The organism is Shinella curvata (assembly GCF_022899935.1).
GTDB classification, from domain to species: domain Bacteria; phylum Pseudomonadota; class Alphaproteobacteria; order Rhizobiales; family Rhizobiaceae; genus Shinella; species Shinella curvata.
This window is the reverse complement of the sequence record NZ_JALJCJ010000004.1, coordinates 390,164-409,647: the sequence shown is the minus strand read 5'-3', so window position 1 is coordinate 409,647 and position 19,484 is coordinate 390,164. Positions and strand designations below refer to the sequence as shown.

17 protein-coding genes are annotated in these 19,484 nt (G+C 64.4%); 9 read left to right on the top strand and 8 right to left on the bottom strand.

From position 1 onward, the window contains the following. The first annotated feature begins 197 nt into the window (after positions 1-197). From MUU55_RS16845 to MUU55_RS16815, 7 genes are read left to right on the top strand one after another with little or no spacing between them, the layout of a single operon-like run. On the top strand, positions 198-1,868 hold the full coding sequence (locus MUU55_RS16845) for an ABC transporter substrate-binding protein (RefSeq protein WP_425314195.1): 1,671 nt from the start codon (positions 198-200) through the stop codon (positions 1,866-1,868). A 14-nt stretch (positions 1,869-1,882) separates the two neighbouring features. After that, entirely contained in the window at positions 1,883-2,866 is a 984-nt protein-coding gene (locus MUU55_RS16840; protein ID WP_244761904.1) for an ABC transporter permease, read from the top strand. Further along, positions 2,863-3,762: an ABC transporter permease gene (locus MUU55_RS16835; protein ID WP_244761903.1), complete on the top strand. Its 900-nt coding sequence runs from the start codon at positions 2,863-2,865 to the stop codon at positions 3,760-3,762. The genes MUU55_RS16840 and MUU55_RS16835 overlap by 4 nt, the downstream gene beginning before the upstream one ends. Continuing rightward, positions 3,762-4,577 carry an ABC transporter ATP-binding protein gene (locus MUU55_RS16830; protein ID WP_244761902.1) on the top strand — a complete coding sequence of 272 codons (816 nt, stop codon included), beginning with the start codon at positions 3,762-3,764 and terminating at the stop codon, positions 4,575-4,577. Before MUU55_RS16835 ends, MUU55_RS16830 begins: the two co-directional genes overlap by 1 nt. Beyond that, positions 4,574-5,506 carry an ABC transporter ATP-binding protein gene (locus MUU55_RS16825; RefSeq protein WP_244761901.1) on the top strand — a complete coding sequence of 311 codons (933 nt, stop codon included), beginning with the start codon at positions 4,574-4,576 and terminating at the stop codon, positions 5,504-5,506. Before MUU55_RS16830 ends, MUU55_RS16825 begins: the two co-directional genes overlap by 4 nt. 11 nt (positions 5,507-5,517) lie before the next feature. Further along, the gene (locus MUU55_RS16820) at positions 5,518-5,991 is read left to right on the top strand and encodes a GNAT family N-acetyltransferase (RefSeq protein ID WP_244761900.1); all 474 of its coding nucleotides are present in this window, start codon (positions 5,518-5,520) and stop codon (positions 5,989-5,991) included. 23 nt (positions 5,992-6,014) lie between these two features. Beyond that, a complete protein-coding gene (locus MUU55_RS16815; protein WP_244761899.1) occupies positions 6,015-8,033 on the top strand; it encodes a beta-N-acetylhexosaminidase in 2,019 nt (672 codons plus the stop codon). Positions 8,034-8,041: 8 nt separating this feature from the next. Here the strand turns inward: MUU55_RS16815 and MUU55_RS16810 are convergent, their stop codons facing one another. The 3 genes from MUU55_RS16810 to MUU55_RS16800 all read right to left on the bottom strand — a co-directional run bounded on the left by MUU55_RS16810 (position 8,042) and on the right by MUU55_RS16800 (position 12,013). Beyond that, positions 8,042-9,238, bottom strand: a complete 1,197-nt coding sequence (locus tag MUU55_RS16810; protein ID WP_244761898.1) for an ROK family transcriptional regulator — start codon at positions 9,236-9,238, stop codon at positions 8,042-8,044. A gap of 164 nt (positions 9,239-9,402) precedes the next feature. Then, positions 9,403-10,113 (bottom strand): YczE/YyaS/YitT family protein, encoded by a 711-nt coding sequence (locus MUU55_RS16805; RefSeq protein WP_244761897.1) that lies wholly within the window; start codon positions 10,111-10,113, stop codon positions 9,403-9,405. Between the two features lie 160 nt (positions 10,114-10,273). Continuing rightward, positions 10,274-12,013 (bottom strand): amidohydrolase family protein, encoded by a 1,740-nt coding sequence (locus MUU55_RS16800; RefSeq protein ID WP_244761896.1) that lies wholly within the window; start codon positions 12,011-12,013, stop codon positions 10,274-10,276. A gap of 180 nt (positions 12,014-12,193) precedes the next feature. Between MUU55_RS16800 and MUU55_RS16795 the strand changes: the two genes are divergently transcribed. Both MUU55_RS16795 and MUU55_RS16790 read left to right on the top strand, forming a co-directional pair. Beyond that, the gene (locus tag MUU55_RS16795; RefSeq protein ID WP_244761895.1) at positions 12,194-13,123 is read left to right on the top strand and encodes a LysR family transcriptional regulator; all 930 of its coding nucleotides are present in this window, start codon (positions 12,194-12,196) and stop codon (positions 13,121-13,123) included. 26 nt (positions 13,124-13,149) lie between these two features. Further along, positions 13,150-14,325, top strand: coding sequence for an ATP-grasp domain-containing protein (locus tag MUU55_RS16790; RefSeq protein ID WP_244761894.1), 1,176 nt, complete (start codon positions 13,150-13,152; stop codon positions 14,323-14,325). Here the strand turns inward: MUU55_RS16790 and MUU55_RS16785 are convergent. From MUU55_RS16785 to MUU55_RS16765, 5 genes are read right to left on the bottom strand one after another with little or no spacing between them, the layout of a single operon-like run. Next, positions 14,310-15,299, bottom strand: a complete 990-nt coding sequence (locus MUU55_RS16785; protein WP_244761893.1) for a Rieske 2Fe-2S domain-containing protein — start codon at positions 15,297-15,299, stop codon at positions 14,310-14,312. The two genes, MUU55_RS16790 and MUU55_RS16785, sit on opposite strands and share 16 nt — an antisense overlap. Then, positions 15,296-16,417 carry a GNAT family N-acetyltransferase gene (locus MUU55_RS16780; protein ID WP_244761892.1) on the bottom strand — a complete coding sequence of 374 codons (1,122 nt, stop codon included), beginning with the start codon at positions 16,415-16,417 and terminating at the stop codon, positions 15,296-15,298. The genes MUU55_RS16785 and MUU55_RS16780 overlap by 4 nt, the downstream gene beginning before the upstream one ends. Continuing rightward, positions 16,414-17,685 carry a CoF synthetase gene (locus MUU55_RS16775; RefSeq protein ID WP_244761891.1) on the bottom strand — a complete coding sequence of 424 codons (1,272 nt, stop codon included), beginning with the start codon at positions 17,683-17,685 and terminating at the stop codon, positions 16,414-16,416. The genes MUU55_RS16780 and MUU55_RS16775 overlap by 4 nt, the downstream gene beginning before the upstream one ends. After that, a complete protein-coding gene (locus tag MUU55_RS16770; protein WP_244761890.1) occupies positions 17,682-18,503 on the bottom strand; it encodes an MBL fold metallo-hydrolase in 822 nt (273 codons plus the stop codon). Before MUU55_RS16770 ends, MUU55_RS16775 begins: the two co-directional genes overlap by 4 nt. After that, a complete protein-coding gene (locus MUU55_RS16765; RefSeq protein WP_244761889.1) occupies positions 18,500-19,480 on the bottom strand; it encodes an NAD-dependent epimerase/dehydratase family protein in 981 nt (326 codons plus the stop codon). The genes MUU55_RS16770 and MUU55_RS16765 overlap by 4 nt, the downstream gene beginning before the upstream one ends. Between the last annotated feature and the right edge of the window lie 4 nt (positions 19,481-19,484).

Sequence of the window (19,484 nt, the reverse complement as noted above, 5' to 3'; positions counted from 1 at the left end):
ACGCGCGTTGTCACCACCATCTTTCCGGACGACCTAGCCTCTCAAAATCGACGGCCAGCACGCCCCAAACATTTTTTTCGGACCCCGATTGACGGCGCGGAAAAAATCAGCCTTTGATTAAATCAAATTGATTGACTCTTAAAAACGAGAGCGAAAAGGGGAATGAAATGCCAATCAATACAAAGGATTATCTGTCCATGACGCGGCGGGCGCTGCTTCTGTCGGCGGCGGCGATGATCACCGCGCTGATGGCCGGCGGGGCTTTCGCGACGTCGGCGAATGCCGAGGCCGTGCTCACCATGCACATCGAGGAACAGACGAGCTGGGTGCAGAATTTCAACCCGTTCGACCTCGGCGGACGCCGCCAGAGCACGATGGATTTCATCTACGAACCCCTGGTCATCTTCAATCCCGATGACGGCGGCAAGCCGGTCTTCCGCCTTGCCACGGACTTCAAGTTCTCCGACGACATGACATCGATCACCTATACGATGCGGCCCGACGTCAAATGGTCCGACGGCCAGCCGCTGACCTCAGCGGACGTCAAATACACGCTCGACCTGATGCTGAAGAACCCGGCCCTCGACACCGCCGGCGTCGGCGAGACCATCGCCTCCGTCGAGACGCCTTCGCCGGCCGAGGTGGTCATCCACCTCAAGGGCGTCAACAGCCAGTTCCCGGAATCGATCTCCGATCTGGCAGTCGTGCCGGAGCACATCTGGAAGGATGTCAGCGATCCCGTCGCCTTCAAGAACGAAAAGCCGGTCGGTTCCGGCCCGATGACCGAGATCCGCCGGTTCACGCCGCAGGTCTATGAACAGTGCCGCAACCCGAACTACTGGGATGCCGCCTCGCTGCATGTCGATTGCCTGAAGCTGCCGCAGATCGCCGGCAACGACCAGATGCTGGCGCTGCTGCCGGAAGGCAATCTCGACTGGATCGGTTCCTTTCTGCCGGAAATCGACAAGACCTTCGTGGCGCTCGACCCCGAGCATAACGGTTACTGGCAGCCGCCGGCCGAAACCGTCGCCTTCCAGATGAACCTGAAGAGCAGCGACGAGGCGAAGAAGGAAGCCTTCGACGACATCAACTTCCGCCGCGCCTTCAGCCTTGCCATGGACCGCACTGCCATGGTCGATATTGCAAGCTTCGGTTATCCCAAGGTGAACCTGCATGCGAGCGGCCTGCCGCCGCGCTTCGAGGCCTGGCGCAACCCGGAAGCGGAGGGCGCCAAGGACGAATGGATGACCTTCGACGTCGAAAAGGCCAACACGCTGCTCGACGAGGCCGGTTACGCCAAGGGCGATGACGGCATGCGCAAGACGAAGAGCGGCAAGCCGCTTGCCTTCACCATCATCATCCCGAACGGTTGGACCGACTGGATCGACACCGCGCAGATCGCCGCCGAAGGCCTGCGCGCCGCCGGCCTCAACACCTCGGTCGCGACGCCGGAATACGAACAGTGGCAGAAGCAGCTGCTCGAAGGCAGCTTCGACGTGGCCTTCCAGTCACGCGCCGACGGCTCGACGCCGTTCCGCGGCTATTACCAGTCGATGTCAACAGCCTTTGCCGGCCGCATCACCACCGCACCGTCGCGTTACTCCAATCCGAAGCTCGACGCCCTGTTCGATGCCTATCGCAAGGTGACGACGGATGAGGAGCACAAGAAGCTCTTCAACGACATCCAGGTGATCGTCGCCGACGACCTGCCGATGGTTCCGATCTTCAACGGCCCGACCTGGTTCCAGTATTCGACCAAGCGCTTCACCGGCTGGGTGACGGACAAGGAACCCGTCATGAACCCGGAGAACCATGACAACAACCGCATGCGCCTCGTGCACCTGCTCCGCCTGAAGCCGGTGGAATAAGGCAGGATCACGGGATGTACATCTCCTCCCGGCGCCTCGGCGTCTATGCGGTGGCGCTCGGCTTTGCGATCGTCATGAACTTCACGGTCCCCCGGCTCATGCCGGGGTCCCCCGTCGATGCGATGATCGCCCAGCTCGGCCCCCGCGCGACGCCCGCCGCCGTCGAGGCGATCAAGGCAAGGTTCGGCGCCGTCGAGGCGCCGCTCGCCGCCCAGTTCCTCGATTACCTCAAAGGGCTGGCGACGCTCGATCTCGGCGTCTCCGTCAAATATTACCCGCAGACCGTGACCGAGGTGCTCGCCCGCTCGACGCTCTGGACGCTGTTCCTCGTCGTGACGGCGATCACCTTCTCGCTCGTCGTCGGCACCCTGCTCGGCGCCATCGCCGCCTGGCGGCGCGGCGGACGGTTCGACACGGTCGTCTCGCCGTTTTCCGTGGTCATGATCGCCGTGCCACCCGTCATCATCGCGTTGACGACGCTCTTCGTCTTCGGCGTGGCGCTGCGTTGGTTCCCGGTCGGCTATGCCTATGATCCAAGCCTCGATCCCGGCCTCAACTTCACCTTCGCCGGCAGCGTCTTCTACCACGCCATCCTGCCCGTGCTGACGCTCTCGCCCTATCTCATCGGCGAGTTCCAAACGACCATGCGCTCCTCGATGATCTCCGTGCTCGGCGAGGACTATGTCACGATGGGCCGTGCCAAGGGGCTGACGGCCGCAACAGTCATGCTCGGCTACGGCGCACGCAACGCCATGCTGCCTGTGCTGACCAACCTCGCCCTGATGCTCGGCGCCGTCTTCGGCGGCTCCATCGTCACCGAGATCGTCTTCAACTATCCGGGCCTCGGCCTCACCCTCTTCACCGCCAGCGTGGCGCGCGACTACCCCGTTATCCAGGGCCAGCTGCTCTTGATGACGCTTGCCACGCTCGGCGCCAATCTTCTCGTCGATATCATCTACGGCGTCATCGACCCGAGACTGAAGGACGGTTCCGCATGATGTCCGGCCTGAAAATCCTTCTTCAGCAGAAAAAGGCCGTCGCCGGCCTGATCATCATCGTGGCGCTGTGCCTGATGGCGCTCTTCGCCCCCATCATCGCGCCCGGCGCGCCGAGTGCCCGTGTCGGCCGTTCGCACCAGCCGCCGACCGTCGAGCATGTCTTCGGCACGACCAAAATGGGCCGAGACGTCTATACCCAGTTTGTCTGGGGTTCGCGCACCTCGCTCGCCGTCGGCTTCGCGACGGGCATCGCCATCACCGTCATCGGCACCGCCATTGGCCTGATCGCCGGCTATGCCGGCGGGCGCACCGATGCCGCCCTCGACCTTGCGACCAATGCGGTGCTCGTCATCCCCAACATCCCGCTCCTGATCCTGCTCGCCTCCTTTGCCGGCACCGTCGGGCCGCTCGCCATCATGGCGATCATCGCGCTGACCTCCTGGCCCTGGGGCGCGCGCATGACCCGCTCGCAAACCATGGCGCTGCGCAACCGCGATTTCGTCACCGCCGCGCGCATGATCGGCGAGCCGGCCTGGCGCGTGCTCTTCGTCGAGCTCCTGCCCAATCTCCTGCCGCTGATCGGCATCAATCTCGTCGGCAGCATCATCTATGCCGTCGTCGCCCAGACGACGCTCGAATATCTCGGTTTTGGTGATCCCTTGCAGGTGACCTGGGGCACGATGCTCTACAATGCGCAGAACTCCTCGGCGATCATCCTCGGCGCCTGGTGGGATATCGGCGCACCCGCCGCCGGCATCGCGCTGATCGGGCTCGGTCTTGCGCTCGTCAACTTCACCTTCGACGAGATCGCCAATCCGCAGCTGCGCTCCGGCCCGGCACTGACCCGCTGGCTGCGCCTCAACCGCCAGCGCAACCGAAGCCTGGGAGGTGCATAATGAGCGACACACTTTTGCAAATCCGCAATCTCGAGGTCGACTACCTCCTCGACAAGGGCGCCTTCCGCGCCGTGAAGAACGTCTCCTTCGATATCGGCCGCGGCGAGATCTTCGGGCTTGCCGGGGAATCGGGCTGCGGCAAGAGCACCATCGCCTTCGCCATCACCCGCCTTGCCAAGTCGCCCGCCTGGGTGACCGGCGGCGAGATCCTGCTCGACGGCCGCGACCTCCTGAAACTGCCGGAAGGCGAGATGCAGAAGGTGCGCTGGCGCCGCGTCGGCATGGTGTTCCAGAGCGCCATGAATTCGCTGAACCCGCTGATGCGCGTCGAGGCGCAATTCCACGACGTGCTGCACCGGCATACCGGCGCAACGCGGGCGCAATCACGCGAACGAGCGGAGGCCATGTTCAAGCTGGTCGGCATATCGACAAGCCGGCTCACGGATTACCCGCACCAATTTTCCGGCGGCATGCGCCAGCGCATCGTCATCGCCATCTGCCTCGCCTTGCAGCCGGAACTGATCATCATGGACGAGCCGACGACGGCGCTCGACGTGGTGGTGCAGCGCGAAATCCTCGAACAGGTCATCGACCTGCAGCGCAGCCACGGTTTTTCCGTGCTGTTCATCACCCACGACCTGCACCTGATGGCGCAGCTCTGCCACCGCATCGGCGTCATGCTGAAGGGCGAGCTGGTCGAGGTCGGTGATGTCAGGCAGGTGAGCCATGCACCGGTTCACGACTATACCCGCAAGCTCTGGAACGCCATTCCGCAGCTGCCCGGCCGCCGGGAACTCGCAGGAGGTGTGGCATGAACCTCGCGCCGAGCCTTTCCCTCCCGACGGCGGAGCCGATCATCCGCCTCGACGCTATCGAGCGCAGCTTCGGCGCCGTGCAGGCGCTGCGCGGCATCTCACTGTCGCTGACGCCAGGCCGCGCCCTGGCATTGGTCGGTGAATCCGGTTGCGGCAAGACGACCTGCGCCCGCATCATCGCGCGCATGGACCAGCCGACAGCAGGCCGCCTCTCCTTCCGCGGCCGCGATGTCACCGCAACGGACACGCGCGATGAGGAGAAGGCCTATCGCCGCGAGGTGCAGATGGTCTTTCAGGACCCATTCTCCTCGCTCAACCCGGTCTTTTCCATCGACCACCACCTTTCGCGACCGGTGCTTCTGCACCGCCATGCCGAAGGCACAGCTGCGGTCGCGGATGCGGTTTCCACCCTGCTCTCCGATGTCGGGCTCGACCCGACGGTAACGCGGCGGAAATATCCGCACGAGCTTTCGGGCGGCCAGCGCCAGCGTGTCAACATCGCGCGTGCGCTCGCCGTGCAGCCCGGCGTGCTTGTGGCCGACGAACCGACCTCGATGCTCGACGTCTCGATCCGCCTCGGCATCCTGGAGCTGCTCGCCCGCATCAAGCAGGAACGCAGTCTGGCGCTGCTCTACATCACCCACGACATCGCCACCGCCGCCCATGTGGCGGAAGAGATCGTGGTGATGTTCGCCGGCCAGATGGTCGAGTGGGGCGAGACCGAGGCCGTCATCGCCGATGCGCGCCATCCCTATACGCAGCTGCTGCTTTCGGCCGTGCCTGATGGCGACAGACCCTTTATCATCGGCGAGAGCGCGCGCTTCCTCGAACGGGCGGAAAAGGTCCGCGCGCTCTCGCGCCCGACCTCGACTGTGGTCGAGCAGGTCGGGAAAAACCATTTCGTGCGCGCGCTTGCGGCACAGAGTTAGAGGATTTCAGCTTGGACTATCTCGTCAATCTCTCGCTCCTCACCCCGAAGCCGGATCTCGACGCCAAAATGGCGGAGGCCGGCGTCACCATCCGCCGGCCACTGGCGCCGGAAGCGCGGCTGGTGACCGAATGGGTCGCGGAAAAATTCGGCAAGGGCTGGGCGAGCGAGACGGCCGTCTCGCTGTCGCGCCAGCCGCCGACCTGCTTCATCGCCACGCGCGGGCAAAAACTCGTAGGCTTCGCCTGCCATGAATCGATCGCCCGCGGCTTCTTCGGCCCGACCGGCGTCGACGAAGCGGTACGCGGGCTCGGCATCGGCCATGCGCTGCTGCTCGCCTCCCTCTTCGACCTGAAAACCATGGGCTACGGCTATGCCATCATCGGCGATGTCGGCCCCTCGGCCTTCTATGAAAAGACGGTCGGCGCCATGCCGATCCCCAATTCCGCCCCCGGCGTCTATGCCGGATTGCTCGATGTAAACTGATCCTCCAGACCGCAGAGACTGCCATGACATCCGCCCGCTCCACATTCGCCCTCGAAACCTCTTGGGCGCCTGCCACCGACGACCGCCCGCTTGCCTATATTCTCAAGCTGACCAACCATTCGAAATCCTCGCTTGCCGGTTTCCGCCTCTGCGTCAGCGGACCGGGCCGGGTCGATCCGGCCGCGAGCATCGATGGTGGCTCGCTCGGCACGCGGCTTTCCAACTTCACCGAGCTTCTGCCGCCGGAGGGTTTCGTGCTGGAGCCCGAGGCCACATGGACCGTCGCCGTGCACGGCCTCAGCTGGGCCTTCAAGCATTGGACGGACGGCGCACGCGGCGCCTATCTCGTGCTGGCTGATGGCGGCACGCTTTCGATTGGCACCGGGCCGACGCTCAAGGTCGGCGGCAATGCGCCGCCGAAGCGCGGCGTCGCCGCCTTTCCCGTTCCCATGAGCCCGCCGGTCCCCGTTTCGGTAATCCCCTGGCCGAAAGAGGTCGCCGTGTCCGGCCGGCGTGCCGCGCCCGCCGGTTTCACGCTGATCGCCGGTGGCGCCGAGGCGACGGCCGCCGCCGAGGCATTCACAAAGCTCACGGAGGACCTGTTTGCCGTGGAGGGCATCGTCCGCTCCGCGTCGGAAGGCGGGCTTCCGGTGCAGCTGCACCGGAAGGAAGGGTTTGCAGCGGAAGCCTATGAGATCGTCTTTGCCGTGGATTCCGTTTCGGTTGCCGCCGCCGGGCGCACCGGCCTGCTCTATGGCCTGATCACGCTCGGCCAGATCTGGCGTGGCGCGCGGCACTTCCCCGATGCCTACAGCTTCCCCGCCGCGGGCACGATCACGGACGCCCCCACCATGGACTGGCGCGGCCTACATCTCGATGTCGCGCGCCAGTTCTATGGCGAGGCGGAGATCCGCAAGCTCCTCGCCATCCTCGCCTGGAGCAAGCTCAACCGCTTCCACTGGCACCTCTCCGACGACGAATCCTGGCGCGTCGAAATCGACGCCTATCCGGCACTGACCGAGATCGGCGCGTGGCGCGGCCATGGCCTCCCCGTCCCGCCGCTGCTCGGCACCGGACCGGAGAAGACCGGCGGCTTCTATACCAAGGCCACGATCCGCGGCATCGTCGCCTATGCCAAGTCCATCGGCATCGAGATCGTGCCGGAGATCGACGTGCCCGGCCATTGCTTTGCCATGCAGATGGCCATTCCGGAACTGCGCGATCCGGACGAACAGGGCAGCTACTATTCCGTCCAGGGCTTTCGGGACAATTGCCTGAACCCTGCCCGTGAGAAGACCTATGAAGTGCTGGAGACGATCTTCAAGGAACTGATCGAGCTCTTCCCCTTCAAGACGATCCATGTCGGCGCCGACGAAGTGCCGATCGGCGCCTGGTCGGGCTCGCCGGAGGCGCTGGCGAAACTGCGCGACATCAGCGGCGCGGCCATGGCCGAGGCCCATGCCCGCCGGCTGAACGTCATCACCAACACGCATGGCGCCGACGCGATCGACGGTTCGGGTGCCGCCGTCTTGCAGGCGATCTTCCTCAAGCGGATCCAGACCTTCCTCGCCTCGCAAGGTTGCGTCACCGGCGGCTGGGAGGAAGCCGCCCACGGCAATGTCATCGACAAGGCCGCGACCTATCTCTGCGGCTGGCGCGACATGGACGTGTCGGCGGCGCTCGCCGGCGAGGGCTATTCGATGGTCGTCTGCCCCGGCCAGGCCTATTATCTCGACATGGCCAACAGCCCCGACTGGGACGAGCCCGGCGCCAGCTGGGCCGGCTGGTCGGCGCCGGAAATGACCTACCAGTTCGATCCGGTCGCCGGCTGGAACGACGCGCAGAAAGCGAATCTCCGCGGCGTGCAGGCCTGCATCTGGTCGGAGCCGATGAAGGACCGCGCCGTCTTCGACCGTCTCGTCTTCCCGCGCCTCTCGGCCATCGCCGAAACCGGCTGGACGCTGCCGGAGCGCAAATCCTGGGAGCGCTTCAAGGCCGCCGCCGGCCTGATGCCGGTGCTCTACGGCTTCCCGATCGCGTAAGCCAGAACTTACGCGACGGGCTTCTGCAACACCGCAAACTGCGGGTTCGTTTCGGAAAAGACCGGCAGAGCGGCTGCGCCCAGAATGGACGTGTCCTTGCCGGTCGCCGCAATCATAATGCGGGGAATGCGCCGCTCTTCCGTCGGATCGACCGGCGGATAGAGCGGTTCCATGCGCGCGGCCAGCCGCGCCAGCAGCCCCGCAGGCATCGGCCCCCCAAGCACGATGGTCTGGGGATCGAAGGCGAGCTCGAGGAAATCGATGGTTCGGCGCATCGGCTCGGCCGCCGCATCGAGCCATCCGTCGAGCGCCGGTCCGGCTCCCTCCACCATAGCCTCGAGTTCATCGGCCGTGTAAGCGCCGGGATCTGATATCTCCAGGTGCTCATAGGCCGCGCCGAGCGAGACGTAGCGGTCGAGACACCCCCGCTTGCCGCAGATGCAGCGCAGGCCATTCGGCTCTACGACGATATGGCCGATCTCGCCGGCATTGGCCCGGCTTCCGCGATAGAGATGCCCATCGAGAAACATGCCCGCGCCGATACCGCCGCCAAGGAAGAGATAGACGAAGCTGCTGAGGCCACGGGCAACACCGTAGAGCCGTTCGCCGATCGCCGCCGCCGTCGCATCGTTTTCCACCAGGACCGGCACGCCGACGAGCCGTTCGAGTGCCGGCCCGACCTCGAAATGTTGCCAGCCCGGCAGGGCGATCGGCGTCAGCGAGGTCACGCCCTCCGCCGCATAGCGGCCGGGCATGGCGATGCCGACACCGAGCAGACGGTTGCGGTCGAAGGCAAGGGCCTCCTGTAGTTCTTTGCTGATCACGGCGAGGATCGGGATCGCCTGCTCCGGCGTCAGCGGGTCGATAGGCCTGACAATGCGGGCGCGGATCGTGCCCGAAAGGTCGGTCAGCACGCCTGCCGCATGGTCGCGCTCCAGCTCCAGGCCGATCGAATAGGCACCGTCGGGATTGATCGAATAGGGCGTGAAGGGCTGGCCGCGCGCCAGCTTCTGCGGGCTGTCGGCCTTCAGGAGTTCCGACCCTTCCAGCTCCTCGACGATGTTCGACACGGTCTGCGCCGTCAGCGCTGTCAGGCGGGCGATCGCGGCGCGCGACAAGGGACCGTTGGTGCGGATCGCCTCGATCACGACCCGCCGGTTGTGCGCTTTCGCTTGTTCGAGATTGGTGCCGGAAATGGCTTTCATGATGGGGATAGTTTCACCGGATGCACCCGCGCCCGCAAGCGCTTTCAATCCATCCGGCATAAGCGGGAATCCGCAACATGGCCAGCGAATTGGCACGTTATCCCGCAAAAGGCGGCAGGGCACCCCTTCGAGCGCCCTGCCTTGGAATTCCGAAGGCTCTGGCGTTACTTCGATGCCGGTTCGAGCGTACCGGTCTCGGGCGCGCTCTTCCCGGCGCTCATCTTCTTGTGGAGGAAGAAATAGAGCCTGATGTACTGACCGATGAGGATGGCATTGATGATCGTACCCTCGCGGATGAACTGGATTTCGCCGAGGAAGCCGAGGCCGATCAGCGCCGAGGTCACGAGCAGCGTGCAGTCGAAGCCAGTCTTGATGTTGCCCCACTTCCAGCCGGTGCGCTTGAAGATCGTGTTGACGAACATGTCGATCGGCATCAGCACGAGATTGGCGCGGATCATCAGGAAGAGGCCGAAGGCAAGTGCCGCATCGGCGAAAACCAGCAGCGCGACGCGCAGGTAATATTCCTCAAGTACCACGAACTCGGTGAATTTGAGATTGAGATCGAGGAAGACTGCCAGCACGAAGGCCGGGATGAGCGAGGCGAAGTTCTTGAGCTTGAAATCCTTCGGCAGCACGAAATAGGTCAGCGCGAGCATGATCAGCTCGAGTATGAAATTGTACGTGCCCTGGCTCAGCGGCGGAAAGACCAGCGTCATGGTACGCGTCAGGCTGCTCTGCGGCGAGATGCCGATGCCGGCGCGGATCGCCAGGCTGACGCCGAAAGTCAGGATGTAGATTCCGAGAACATACATGATCCAGCGGCGGGTGAGACTGCCGGTATCGACGATTTCGGCTTCCGCCGCATTATGTGCCATGGTTTCCTCCCAAGGGCGTTGCGCGGAGCCTCCCGTCACTCCCGGCCTGCCGCGCTCAAAAAACGTTTTCGCGGATGTCCCGGAACTCCTCCTCCGGGTCAATCCGTAACTTCTGGGTACCGGCAGGCGCCGCCTGCGACCGCCGGTACGTTTCTTTCCATCAGTGCATCAAGCGGAAGCGGTGCAACGAGATGAACAGGCTGAGCAGCTTGTTGACCACGGGCTCACCTTCGTTGCGGTTGCCCATCGCCTCGAGCGCCGCATCGATGGACCCGGCTGCCGCCGTCAGCTCGGACACGGTCATGTTCGCCATGACGCCGTAGATATCGAGCGGCATCACCGCCTTCTCCACCTTGTTTTCGGTGACGATGCAGGCGCCGGCATAGGTGTCGACCTGCTTGACGCAGTGGCACATTTCCGCGCTCTCCTCGCCCACCACGACGAAGTAGGGTTTTGGCGCCGGCCAGAAGGTCGCAACCGCGCCGCGATCAATCGACACGCCCTTGAACAGGCCATTGACGATGTGACGCTTACCATTGGCATAGCGCTGGATGACCGAGAGGCGCGAGTATTTGACGCCGTCGACCTCCGGCACCACCTTGCCATCGCGCAGCGGCACCCAGACCTCCTGGTAGAACTTCGCATGGCCGCGGCCATAGACGTCGAACAGATAGACCTTCGCCTTGCTGCCATCCTCGGAGATTTCGAGCGGCACGATATCGAGCTGGTCCGCCGTGAGGTCGGCAAGACCCGGAACGCCCTTTTTGCACATGCCGGAATAGTCGATCTCGGCATTCGTCAGCAGCTTGCGGTCCTTGGCGACCAGTTCGCCGTCCTTGAAGACATAGCGCGGATTGATCTTCGACAGGCTGTCGGTCAGCACGATATCGGCGAAGCGGCCGGGTGTCAGCGAGCCGAGCTTGTCTTCCATGTGGAAGGAGCGCGCCGTGTTGAGTGTCGCCATCTTGATCGCGTGGATCGGATTGATGCCCATCTCGGCGCAGAGCGAGATGATCCAGTCCATATGGCCCATGGTCAGAAGGCGCTCGATGGAGATGTTGTCCGTGCAGAGCATGAAATTGTCGGTCGGCCATTTACGATCGACAATGGCGCGCAGCAGCACCTTGATGACCTCGGCGCTGCCGACACCGAACTTGATATGGGTCGGGAAACCGTAGCGGACGCTCTTTTCCAGGTCCTTCTCGTTCCAGACGTCGTGGTTGTTCGAGCAGCCGATGGCCGGCAGGTAGTTGAGGATCATGTCGGAGAGCGCGGTGACGCCCCAATGGCCGTTCATGAAGCCGCCCTGCGCGCGCACCCAGGCCGCCTTGCGGAAATCGTCGTCATTGCCCGAGGAATAGGTGAAGTGCTCGAATTCGCCGAGACCGATCACCGGCTCCATCTTCAAGACCGCCTCTGTAACATTGGCCGCCGTCTTCTTGCCCGGCGCGAACGCATAGAGGCGATAGGGCAGCTTGTCATAGTCCTTGAACAGTTTCTGCGCTGCCTCGACGCCCTCTTCGCCGGCCGCGCTCAGGAGATCGAGGCATTCGGAATAGATCGTCGTCGTGCCGCAGGGCACCATCGCCTCGGCAAGTGCCGTCGGATGGGCAAGCTGGGATTCGAAATGGATATGGGCATCGATCAGGCCGGGAATGGCATAGAGCCCCTCGCCATCGAAAACCTCCTTCACCTTAAGGATGCTCTCGTCCGGATTGAGCGCGATGATGCGTTTGTCATAGACGAGGATCGAGCCGTGATAGACGGTCTCGCCGTGAACATCGAGGATATTCAGGTTCTTCAGGAGCAGGTCGGCTTCCCTCTCGCCGTTCAGGATGGCGAAGATCGCCCGCACCTTGTCGTAGTGCGCGGCCTCCGCGATGGTGACATGCTGGTTCATGATGGTCCTCCGGTCTCTTCGACCCGTCGCCGGGCCGGCAATCGTTCGGGGTTTCCCCCGTAAGCGCGGCTCCTGCCTCCGCACCTCTCGAAAACCATAAGACGTCATTGAACCGCTTCCGAAAAGCAGTATTTTACGCGCGAAGCGTACGCTTTTCGAGAACACTTGTAGGGGGCCAAGATGCTGCATTCCCGCGTGCTGCGCTATATCGACGAGGTGGCGCGGCTGGGTTCGATCCGCGCGGCCGGGGAACGGCTGAACGTCGCGCCGTCGGCCATCAACAAGCATGTGCTGCAATTGGAGGAGGCAATCGGCGAGCCGCTGTTCGAACGCCTGCCGCGCGGCCTGCGGCTGACGCCGGCGGGCGAAATCCTGCTTGCCCATGTGCGCCGCACGATCAAGGAATACAGCCAGGTCGAGGCGGAAATCCGCGACATCAAGACCCTACAGAGCGGTGAGGTGATTATCGCCACCATGAACGGCCTGGCCGGCGGCATCGTGCCGAAGGCGGCAGCGAGCTTCTGCGCCCGCCACCCGCGGCTGAAAATCTCTATCCGCGTTATGTTCGTGCGCGATATCGTACAGGCGGTTGTCGATGGTGAGGCCGATCTGGGTCTTGCCTTCAACCTGCCCACCATGCCGCAGCTCGAAACGCTCTGGAAGATGGACACGCGGCTCGGCGCCGTCGTCTCGCCAGAACATCCGCTCGCCGGCATGGAAACCCTGCCGCTCTCCTTCTGCGAACCCTATCCGCTGATCTTCGCCGACAAGTCGATGCTGATCCACGGCATCGTCGCCGATGCCTTTTCGGAGGCCGGGCTTGCCGTGGAACCGGCCTTCCTGACCAACTCCATCGAGGCGATGAAATGCCTCGCCGCCAGCGGCGACGGCATCGCCTTTTTGAGCAAATTCGACATCGCCGAGGAGCAGCGCAACGGCCTGCTCACCTATGTGCAGATCCGCGACCGCACCTTCGGCAAGAACGTGCTCTCCCTCGTCCAGCGCGAAAAGCGCGGCCGGGCGCTGGCCGCCTCCATGTTCGCCGACGAGATCGCGCGGGCACTCAGGGCTGCGGTGGAGTGCCCCCCCGCGCGCGAGAATCGTCTATAGAACAGAACCGTCAGAAACCGGACCCGATGACAGCCTCCACGCCGACCAAATCCGTCCTGATCACCGGCGCACGCGCACCCGTCGCGCTGCATCTGGCGCGGCTGTTCCACGGTGCGGGCTGGCGCGTCGTACTGGCCGATACGCCGGCTTCTCCCCTCTCCGCCGCCAGCCGTGCCTGCGCCAGCTACGTCCGCCTACCGCCGCCGCGCTTCGAGCCGCAAGCCTATGGCGACGCCGTCGAGGCTCTGGTGAAACGGGAAGACATCACGCTGGTCCTGCCCACCTGCGAGGAGGTGTTTTACCTCGCCGCCGTCTGGCGCGAGCGGCGCCTGACGGCAAAGCTCTTTGCTCCCGGCAGTGATCTGCTTGCCCGCGCGCACAACAAATTCGATTTTATCGAGCTCTGCAAAAGCCTCGGCCTTGCCGCGCCGCAAACGACGCTCATCAAGGATCGGGCCGACCTCGCCGCCGTCCGCGGATCGGCGTCAAAACTGGTCTTCAAGCCGGCCTGGTCGCGTTTTGCCAGCCGCGTCCTGCTTCGCCCCCGGCCGGAAGAACTCGATGCGCTCATCCCAACGCCCCAGGCGCCCTGGGTCGCCCAGGAGTTCCTCGAAGGCGAGGAACTCAGCGTCTATGCCCTCGCAAAGGACGGCCGTTTGTCGGCCTTCTCGCTCTACCGCTCGGTCTATCGGGCCGGCAAAGGGGCTGGCATCTATCTCGTGCCGGTGGAAAACAGCGCTGCCAAGGCGTTCGTCACCCGCTTCGCTGCCGGCACCGGCTGGGCCGGCCAATTGTCCTTCGACCTGATCCGCCGGCCTGACGGCACCGTGCTGCCGCTGGAGTGCAATCCGCGCGCCACGAGCGGCCTGCATTTCTTCCGAAATCCGCAAACCTTCGCGGCAGCGATCGACACTGGAGGAGGAACCGTCGAACCCGATGTCGCGCGCCCGCAAACGGTCCGCCTCGCGCTCTGGCTTTACGGCCTGCCGGCCGCGTTGCGGTCCGGTGCGATCGGCAGTTTCCTGCGCAACCTGAGGAGCGCCGACGAGCTTCTCGACTGGCCCGACGACCCGGCCCCAAAACGGGCGCAGTGGCGGGCGCTCGGCGAGATCACCGTGCTGGCGCTGCGCCACCGGATTTCCCTGCAGCGCGCCTCTACCCGCGATATCGAATGGGACGGGCCGGATCAAAGTTCGATGTAAAACGTCTCCGGCTTTTCCGCGACGGGTGGCAGGGCACCGGCCATGATGGCCTCGATGCTCCGGCGCAGGAAATCCAGGGGGCCGACGATGGGTGCTGCCTCCGGCCAATGGGCCGCGTTGAGGCTCGCCGAGGTCAGCACCCGGCGGTCCTGTTCCAGCGCGATGCGGAACATCGGCCGGAAGGCGAGGGATTTGAGGTGATCGAGCAGCCCGCCGCGCGGGCCGATCAGGCAACCGATGCCATCCACCTGGTTTTCCGCCGCCTGCCGCAGATGGAAGGTCGTGGCAAGCGCCAGCCCCTTCGGACCCCAATATTCCAGTTCGGCAATGCCGGGCGCGCGAAAACGTCCGATCGTCTTGACCCGGTCGCCCTCCAGCAGCCGGCTGATCAGGCCATGCTGGCGCTCCTCGCCTGTATAACACGCCTCGACCCAACCCGGACCACCGGACACATCGACCCGAACGCGCTGGCGCTCGTTGCTCAGGCCGCGCAATAGCCCCTTGTGGGTGAAATGCGTGTGCGTGGCATCGAGAATGTTTTCGGCCGTATCGACCAGTGTCGAACGCGTGCTGCTCTCCACGAGCTTGAGGATGATCTTCTGCCCCTCCGCGCAATGCAGATACGGTTCGCCTTCCGGCTCGCCGCGCGCGACGAAGACGACGCCGTCCTTCACCACCGTCCTCAGCCTCGGAACCCGATAACCCGGCACCGCGCCTGCCAAGCCCGGAACGACCGTGCAAACACCGGCGGCGTTGAAGCGCCAGCCGTGATAGGGACATTCGATCTCGCCGTTTTCGATCTTGCCCTTCGACAGTTCCACATGCCGGTGCGGGCAGCGATCGTGCAACGCGGCGATCTCCGTTCCGCTGCGAAACAGCACGATTGGCAGGCCGGACAGCAGGATGCGCCGCGGCGTCTTGCCGATCGTGGCCGCAATCGCCACCGCCTGCCATTCATCGGGAGAATAGCTCATAGATCGAATGCCTCCAGAAGCGGAATGCCGATACGCCGCAACAGCCCCTCCATGAAGCGCACTGCGAGACGCTGTCTCAGTGGAAGATGGGCGACATAGACGGCGTTGTACTCGATAACGGGTTCTGCGCCGCGCAAGCTCTTAAATCGGCCAGCGCCGGCACTCATGTTGAAAAAGAGACCGCGTTCGGCGGCAATCGCCTGCCCCGTCGCCATCACCAGCCGGTAGAGCCCATCCTTCTGCGGAAGGCTTGTGTCATAACCGACAATCGGTTGCGTCAATGTGCGGCCATTGGCGAAGAAGCCGGATACCGCCACCAGCCGCCCATCACCATCCCGGAAACCGATAAGGTCGAAAAGGCCGCGGCGATGCATTTCACGGATATAGAGTGCGGAATACTGCGGGTTCAATGGCGTATATTTGTCGAGATAGAGCAGCTTGTAGAGTTCTGCGGAGCGCGCATAGTCCGCCTCCGTAAAGCTCTCCCCGGATGCGAGACGGTAGGGCGTGCGGTGGAGCAGTGTCCGGTCGTAGTGCCTGTTCTGCGTGTCGCGTCCAATCTCACCGGAGAACAGATAAATGCGGCGCGCGGCGAGAAAACGAAAGCCCGCCATGCCAAGACTGCTGATGGACGGCCCGTCGGCCGTCTTGTTGAGAGAACGGATGACGATGGCCCTGTCGGGAAAACGCTCGCGCAGCCGGGCAACAAGCTCCGCGGCCGCCGAGGGACCGATGGCCGGCACCGGATTGGTCGACAGCAGCCAGTTGTTCACTTGCACCTGCCGGTCGAGGCCGCTTGCTCTCACCAGCGGGCCGCAGGCACGGATCAGGATACGCGCCATGCGGCGCACCACTGGGGCGGCCGCGAAGTTGCGGGTCTCGTCGATGGCATAGTCGATATAGGCGCTGCTGGGAGAACAGATATAGCAGGTCGGCGCATCCATGCGGTCATTGATGCTAACGGGAAAGTGCCGCCCCTCGACCTGAATGGAATCAACCCGGGTTGTCAGGTTGCCGATGAGATCAGACACGGGGTGGGTGGTGAAAAGTTCCGCGAAGCGGCGAACCATCTCCGGCTCGTTATGCGCCACCTCGCTGCCGCCGGGAAGCCCTCTCATCGACCATCCTCCGGCCGGAAGCGGTTTTCCACCCGCCGGAGCTTGCGATGCCCCTCGAACGCCATCGTCTCCCGCCGCACGGCGATTTCGGGGAAGAGACCACGCCCCGAAAAAACCTGTTGAAGCGCGCACTGCGCGGCCCGCGCGCTTTCTTCTCCAAGCTTCGGTTCCAGCACGAGCACAACCCGGTCACGCTCCTCCCGCAGGATGCGGAAATCGGTGATCCTTCTGGCTGCATCGAGCACGGCGTTGCGCATCACGTCAGGCGTCAGCAGAAGCCGCACACCATCGGGCCGGTCGAAGAGGAACACGTCGTCCATCCGGCCCACCACCTCGTCCACCACGCGCAGCGGCGAGCCGCAGGCGCAGGGGCAGCCTGACAGGCGCAGAAGATCGTTCATACGGTAGCGCGCCATGATCTGGAACCGCCGGCGAAACCCCGTCACCAGTGGCGTGACCAGCCCGTCAGCGACGGGCTCGAACTCGAAGAGGTTGGCGTCTTCTGCCAGATGCAGCCGGCCTTTCGCACAGGAAACGGCCAGCAGTCCCTCGGTCGCCATGTAGATCTGCCCGAGTTTCCCGCCGAAACGCGCCTCGATGACGGTTCGGTCCACGGGATCCAACGTTTCCGCCGCAGCGAAAAGCCGGCGCGGCTTCAGCCGTTCGGATTGCTCGGCGAGATGACGCAACACTCTCGGCGGCGCGACGATGGTGGTGGGCGCGAAGGTTTCCAGCGCGCGCAGCCAGCTTTCAAACCCCTGCCGCAGGTCGAAGAACTGCAACCGCAGCAGGCGAGAGCGGTTTGCACCGTCATAAAGTGCGGAATTCTGCGGCAGGATGACGGCGACACGCTCGGGCTCGACGAGAAAACGGGGCACCGCCTTGGCTACAATGGTCCCGAGCCACCGATCCTGCTCGGCTTCGGTGATGGCGTAAAGGGCGCGATTGCCGCTCGTTCCGGTGCTGGCACCGATGCTGACCGCATCGATCCGACCGGTCGTTTCGAAAGCGCGCCAGCCGTCTTCAGCAGGGATGCGCCCCCGGTTGAAGGCCGCAAAATCCGCCATGACGGTGGCCTTGTCGATGACCGGCAAGGCGGCGAGCCGGGGCGGCGCGGCGCGGTAAAAATCGACGGCAGGAAGATCGCGTTCGAGCCACCGGCGCAGGATGCCGGCCTGCCAGCTTTCGAAGGCGGCGCGCGAGCGATCGGCACGGCCGGCCCAGAGGGTTTGCACGAAGGCCGAGGCGATGCGCAGATGCCCGGTCATGGCCTCTCCTCCGGCAGGTCAAAGGGTGCAACCGCCGGGTCGTGGCACAGAAGCACCTTCCCCCCTGCACGGCGGAAGGCGAGGACGCGGCGGGTGCTTTCGGCAAGCGCGGAAGGGGCGTCGGCAATCAGGCTTGCCGGGAAGCCGGGGCGGCGCTCGTCCTCAAGCGCTTCGGCGCACCATTGGGCATCGACAGCATAAAGCAGCGGCTCCGCCAGGCCAGCGAAGCAGAGACCGAAATGGCCGTCGGCATGGCCGGGAAGATCGATGGCGAGCAGGCTGCCATCGCCCAGAAGGTCATGGCCGGACCCAAGCCCAAGTGGCGCCGGCCTGAGGGCATACCCGTCGATATCAGCAACCCGGGACGCAAGATCGGAGGGGAGGAGTTCGGTGAAAATACCGTGCCGCAGGTTTTTCCGGGTGCGCTGGTTCAGGACGCGGCCAAGAACCTCAGCCTTTGTAAGGATCCGGGCCTTCGGAAAGAGATCAAGGCCGGCGACGTGATCGGCGTGGAAATGCGTGACGATGACGGTCCCGACATCGTCGAGCGTGAAGCCAAGCTTTCGCAGGACGCTCCCGGGCTGCCCCTCCTTCGCCAGTTCCGGGCGCAGAATCGCGTCGTAGAGACGCAGTAACAGACTGCGCGGCCCGCAGGTCACCCTTGGCCCATAGCCGGTATCGATAAGCACGGGCCCGGCCTCCGGATGTACGAAGATGCCGTAACGCACTTTCAGCCGCACCCGCCGCCAGGTTCCACCGCGCAGGAACAAGCGTTCCGGCACGGTGACGAAGGCGCTGTTGGCAAAGACCGGGTTCATGGCGCCTGCCGTCCACCGAGGGTCAGGGCGAGCCCTTCGTCGAGCGAAATCCGGGGCTGCCAGTCGAGCATCCGGCGCGCCTTGGAAATATCGAGGCTCTGCCGGAAGGCGAAGAGACCCAGCGTATAGGGCGTGACCAGCGGCTCCTTCGAAGCAGAGTGCGCAAGACTTGCCAGTTCCGCCAGCCGTGCGGCCATCAGCGCCGGGCGGAACGGCACCCGCTTCCAGCGCAGCGGAACGGCGAGCTCCGCGCAGACGCGCGTGACGATCTCTTGAACCGGCACCGTCTCGCCACCGGAAATGTTGAAGGTCTCACCTGAAATCGCCGGGTTGGCCGTCAGCGCCGCCGTGATGGCCGCCACCACATCGTCGACATGGGTAAGGTCGATGGCGGCGGCGCCGTCCCGCAGCAGCGGCAGGGGACCGCGCCGGGCGGCAGCGACAAGGCGCGGCAACAGCGTCTCCTCCCCTGCGCCATAGATGCCGCGCGGCCGCAGGTTGACCGGACCGAGTTTCTGGCGCGCGAGAACCAGCCGCTCGGCCTCCCCCTTGGTGCGCGCATAGGCGTTGATCGGGCGCGGCAGGGGGGCTGCTTCGGCAACGTCCGTCTTGTCCTTCAGCTCGAAGTAGACCGTCGGCGAGGAGATGTTGACGAACCTGATGGCGCCGAGCATCTCGGCAAGATCGAGCGCATGCCGCGTTCCCTCGACATTGGCCGCACGGAAGGCGGAGAGACGCCCCCAGGGTGCCGAGAGCGCGGCGCAATGGACAACCGCATCCACCCGACCGATGACGCTCGCCAGATGCGGGGTGGGCCGAGAAAGATCGGCGCGCACGGTCTTGAACCCGGTTTCCTGGAGGGCGCGGCAGCGGCTTTCATCCCTCCCGAGAGCAAGGGAGTCAAAGCCGCGCGCGCTGAGATGCCGGATCACCGCGCCGCCTAGAAATCCCGTTGCTCCGGTCACAAGCACCCGCATTGCC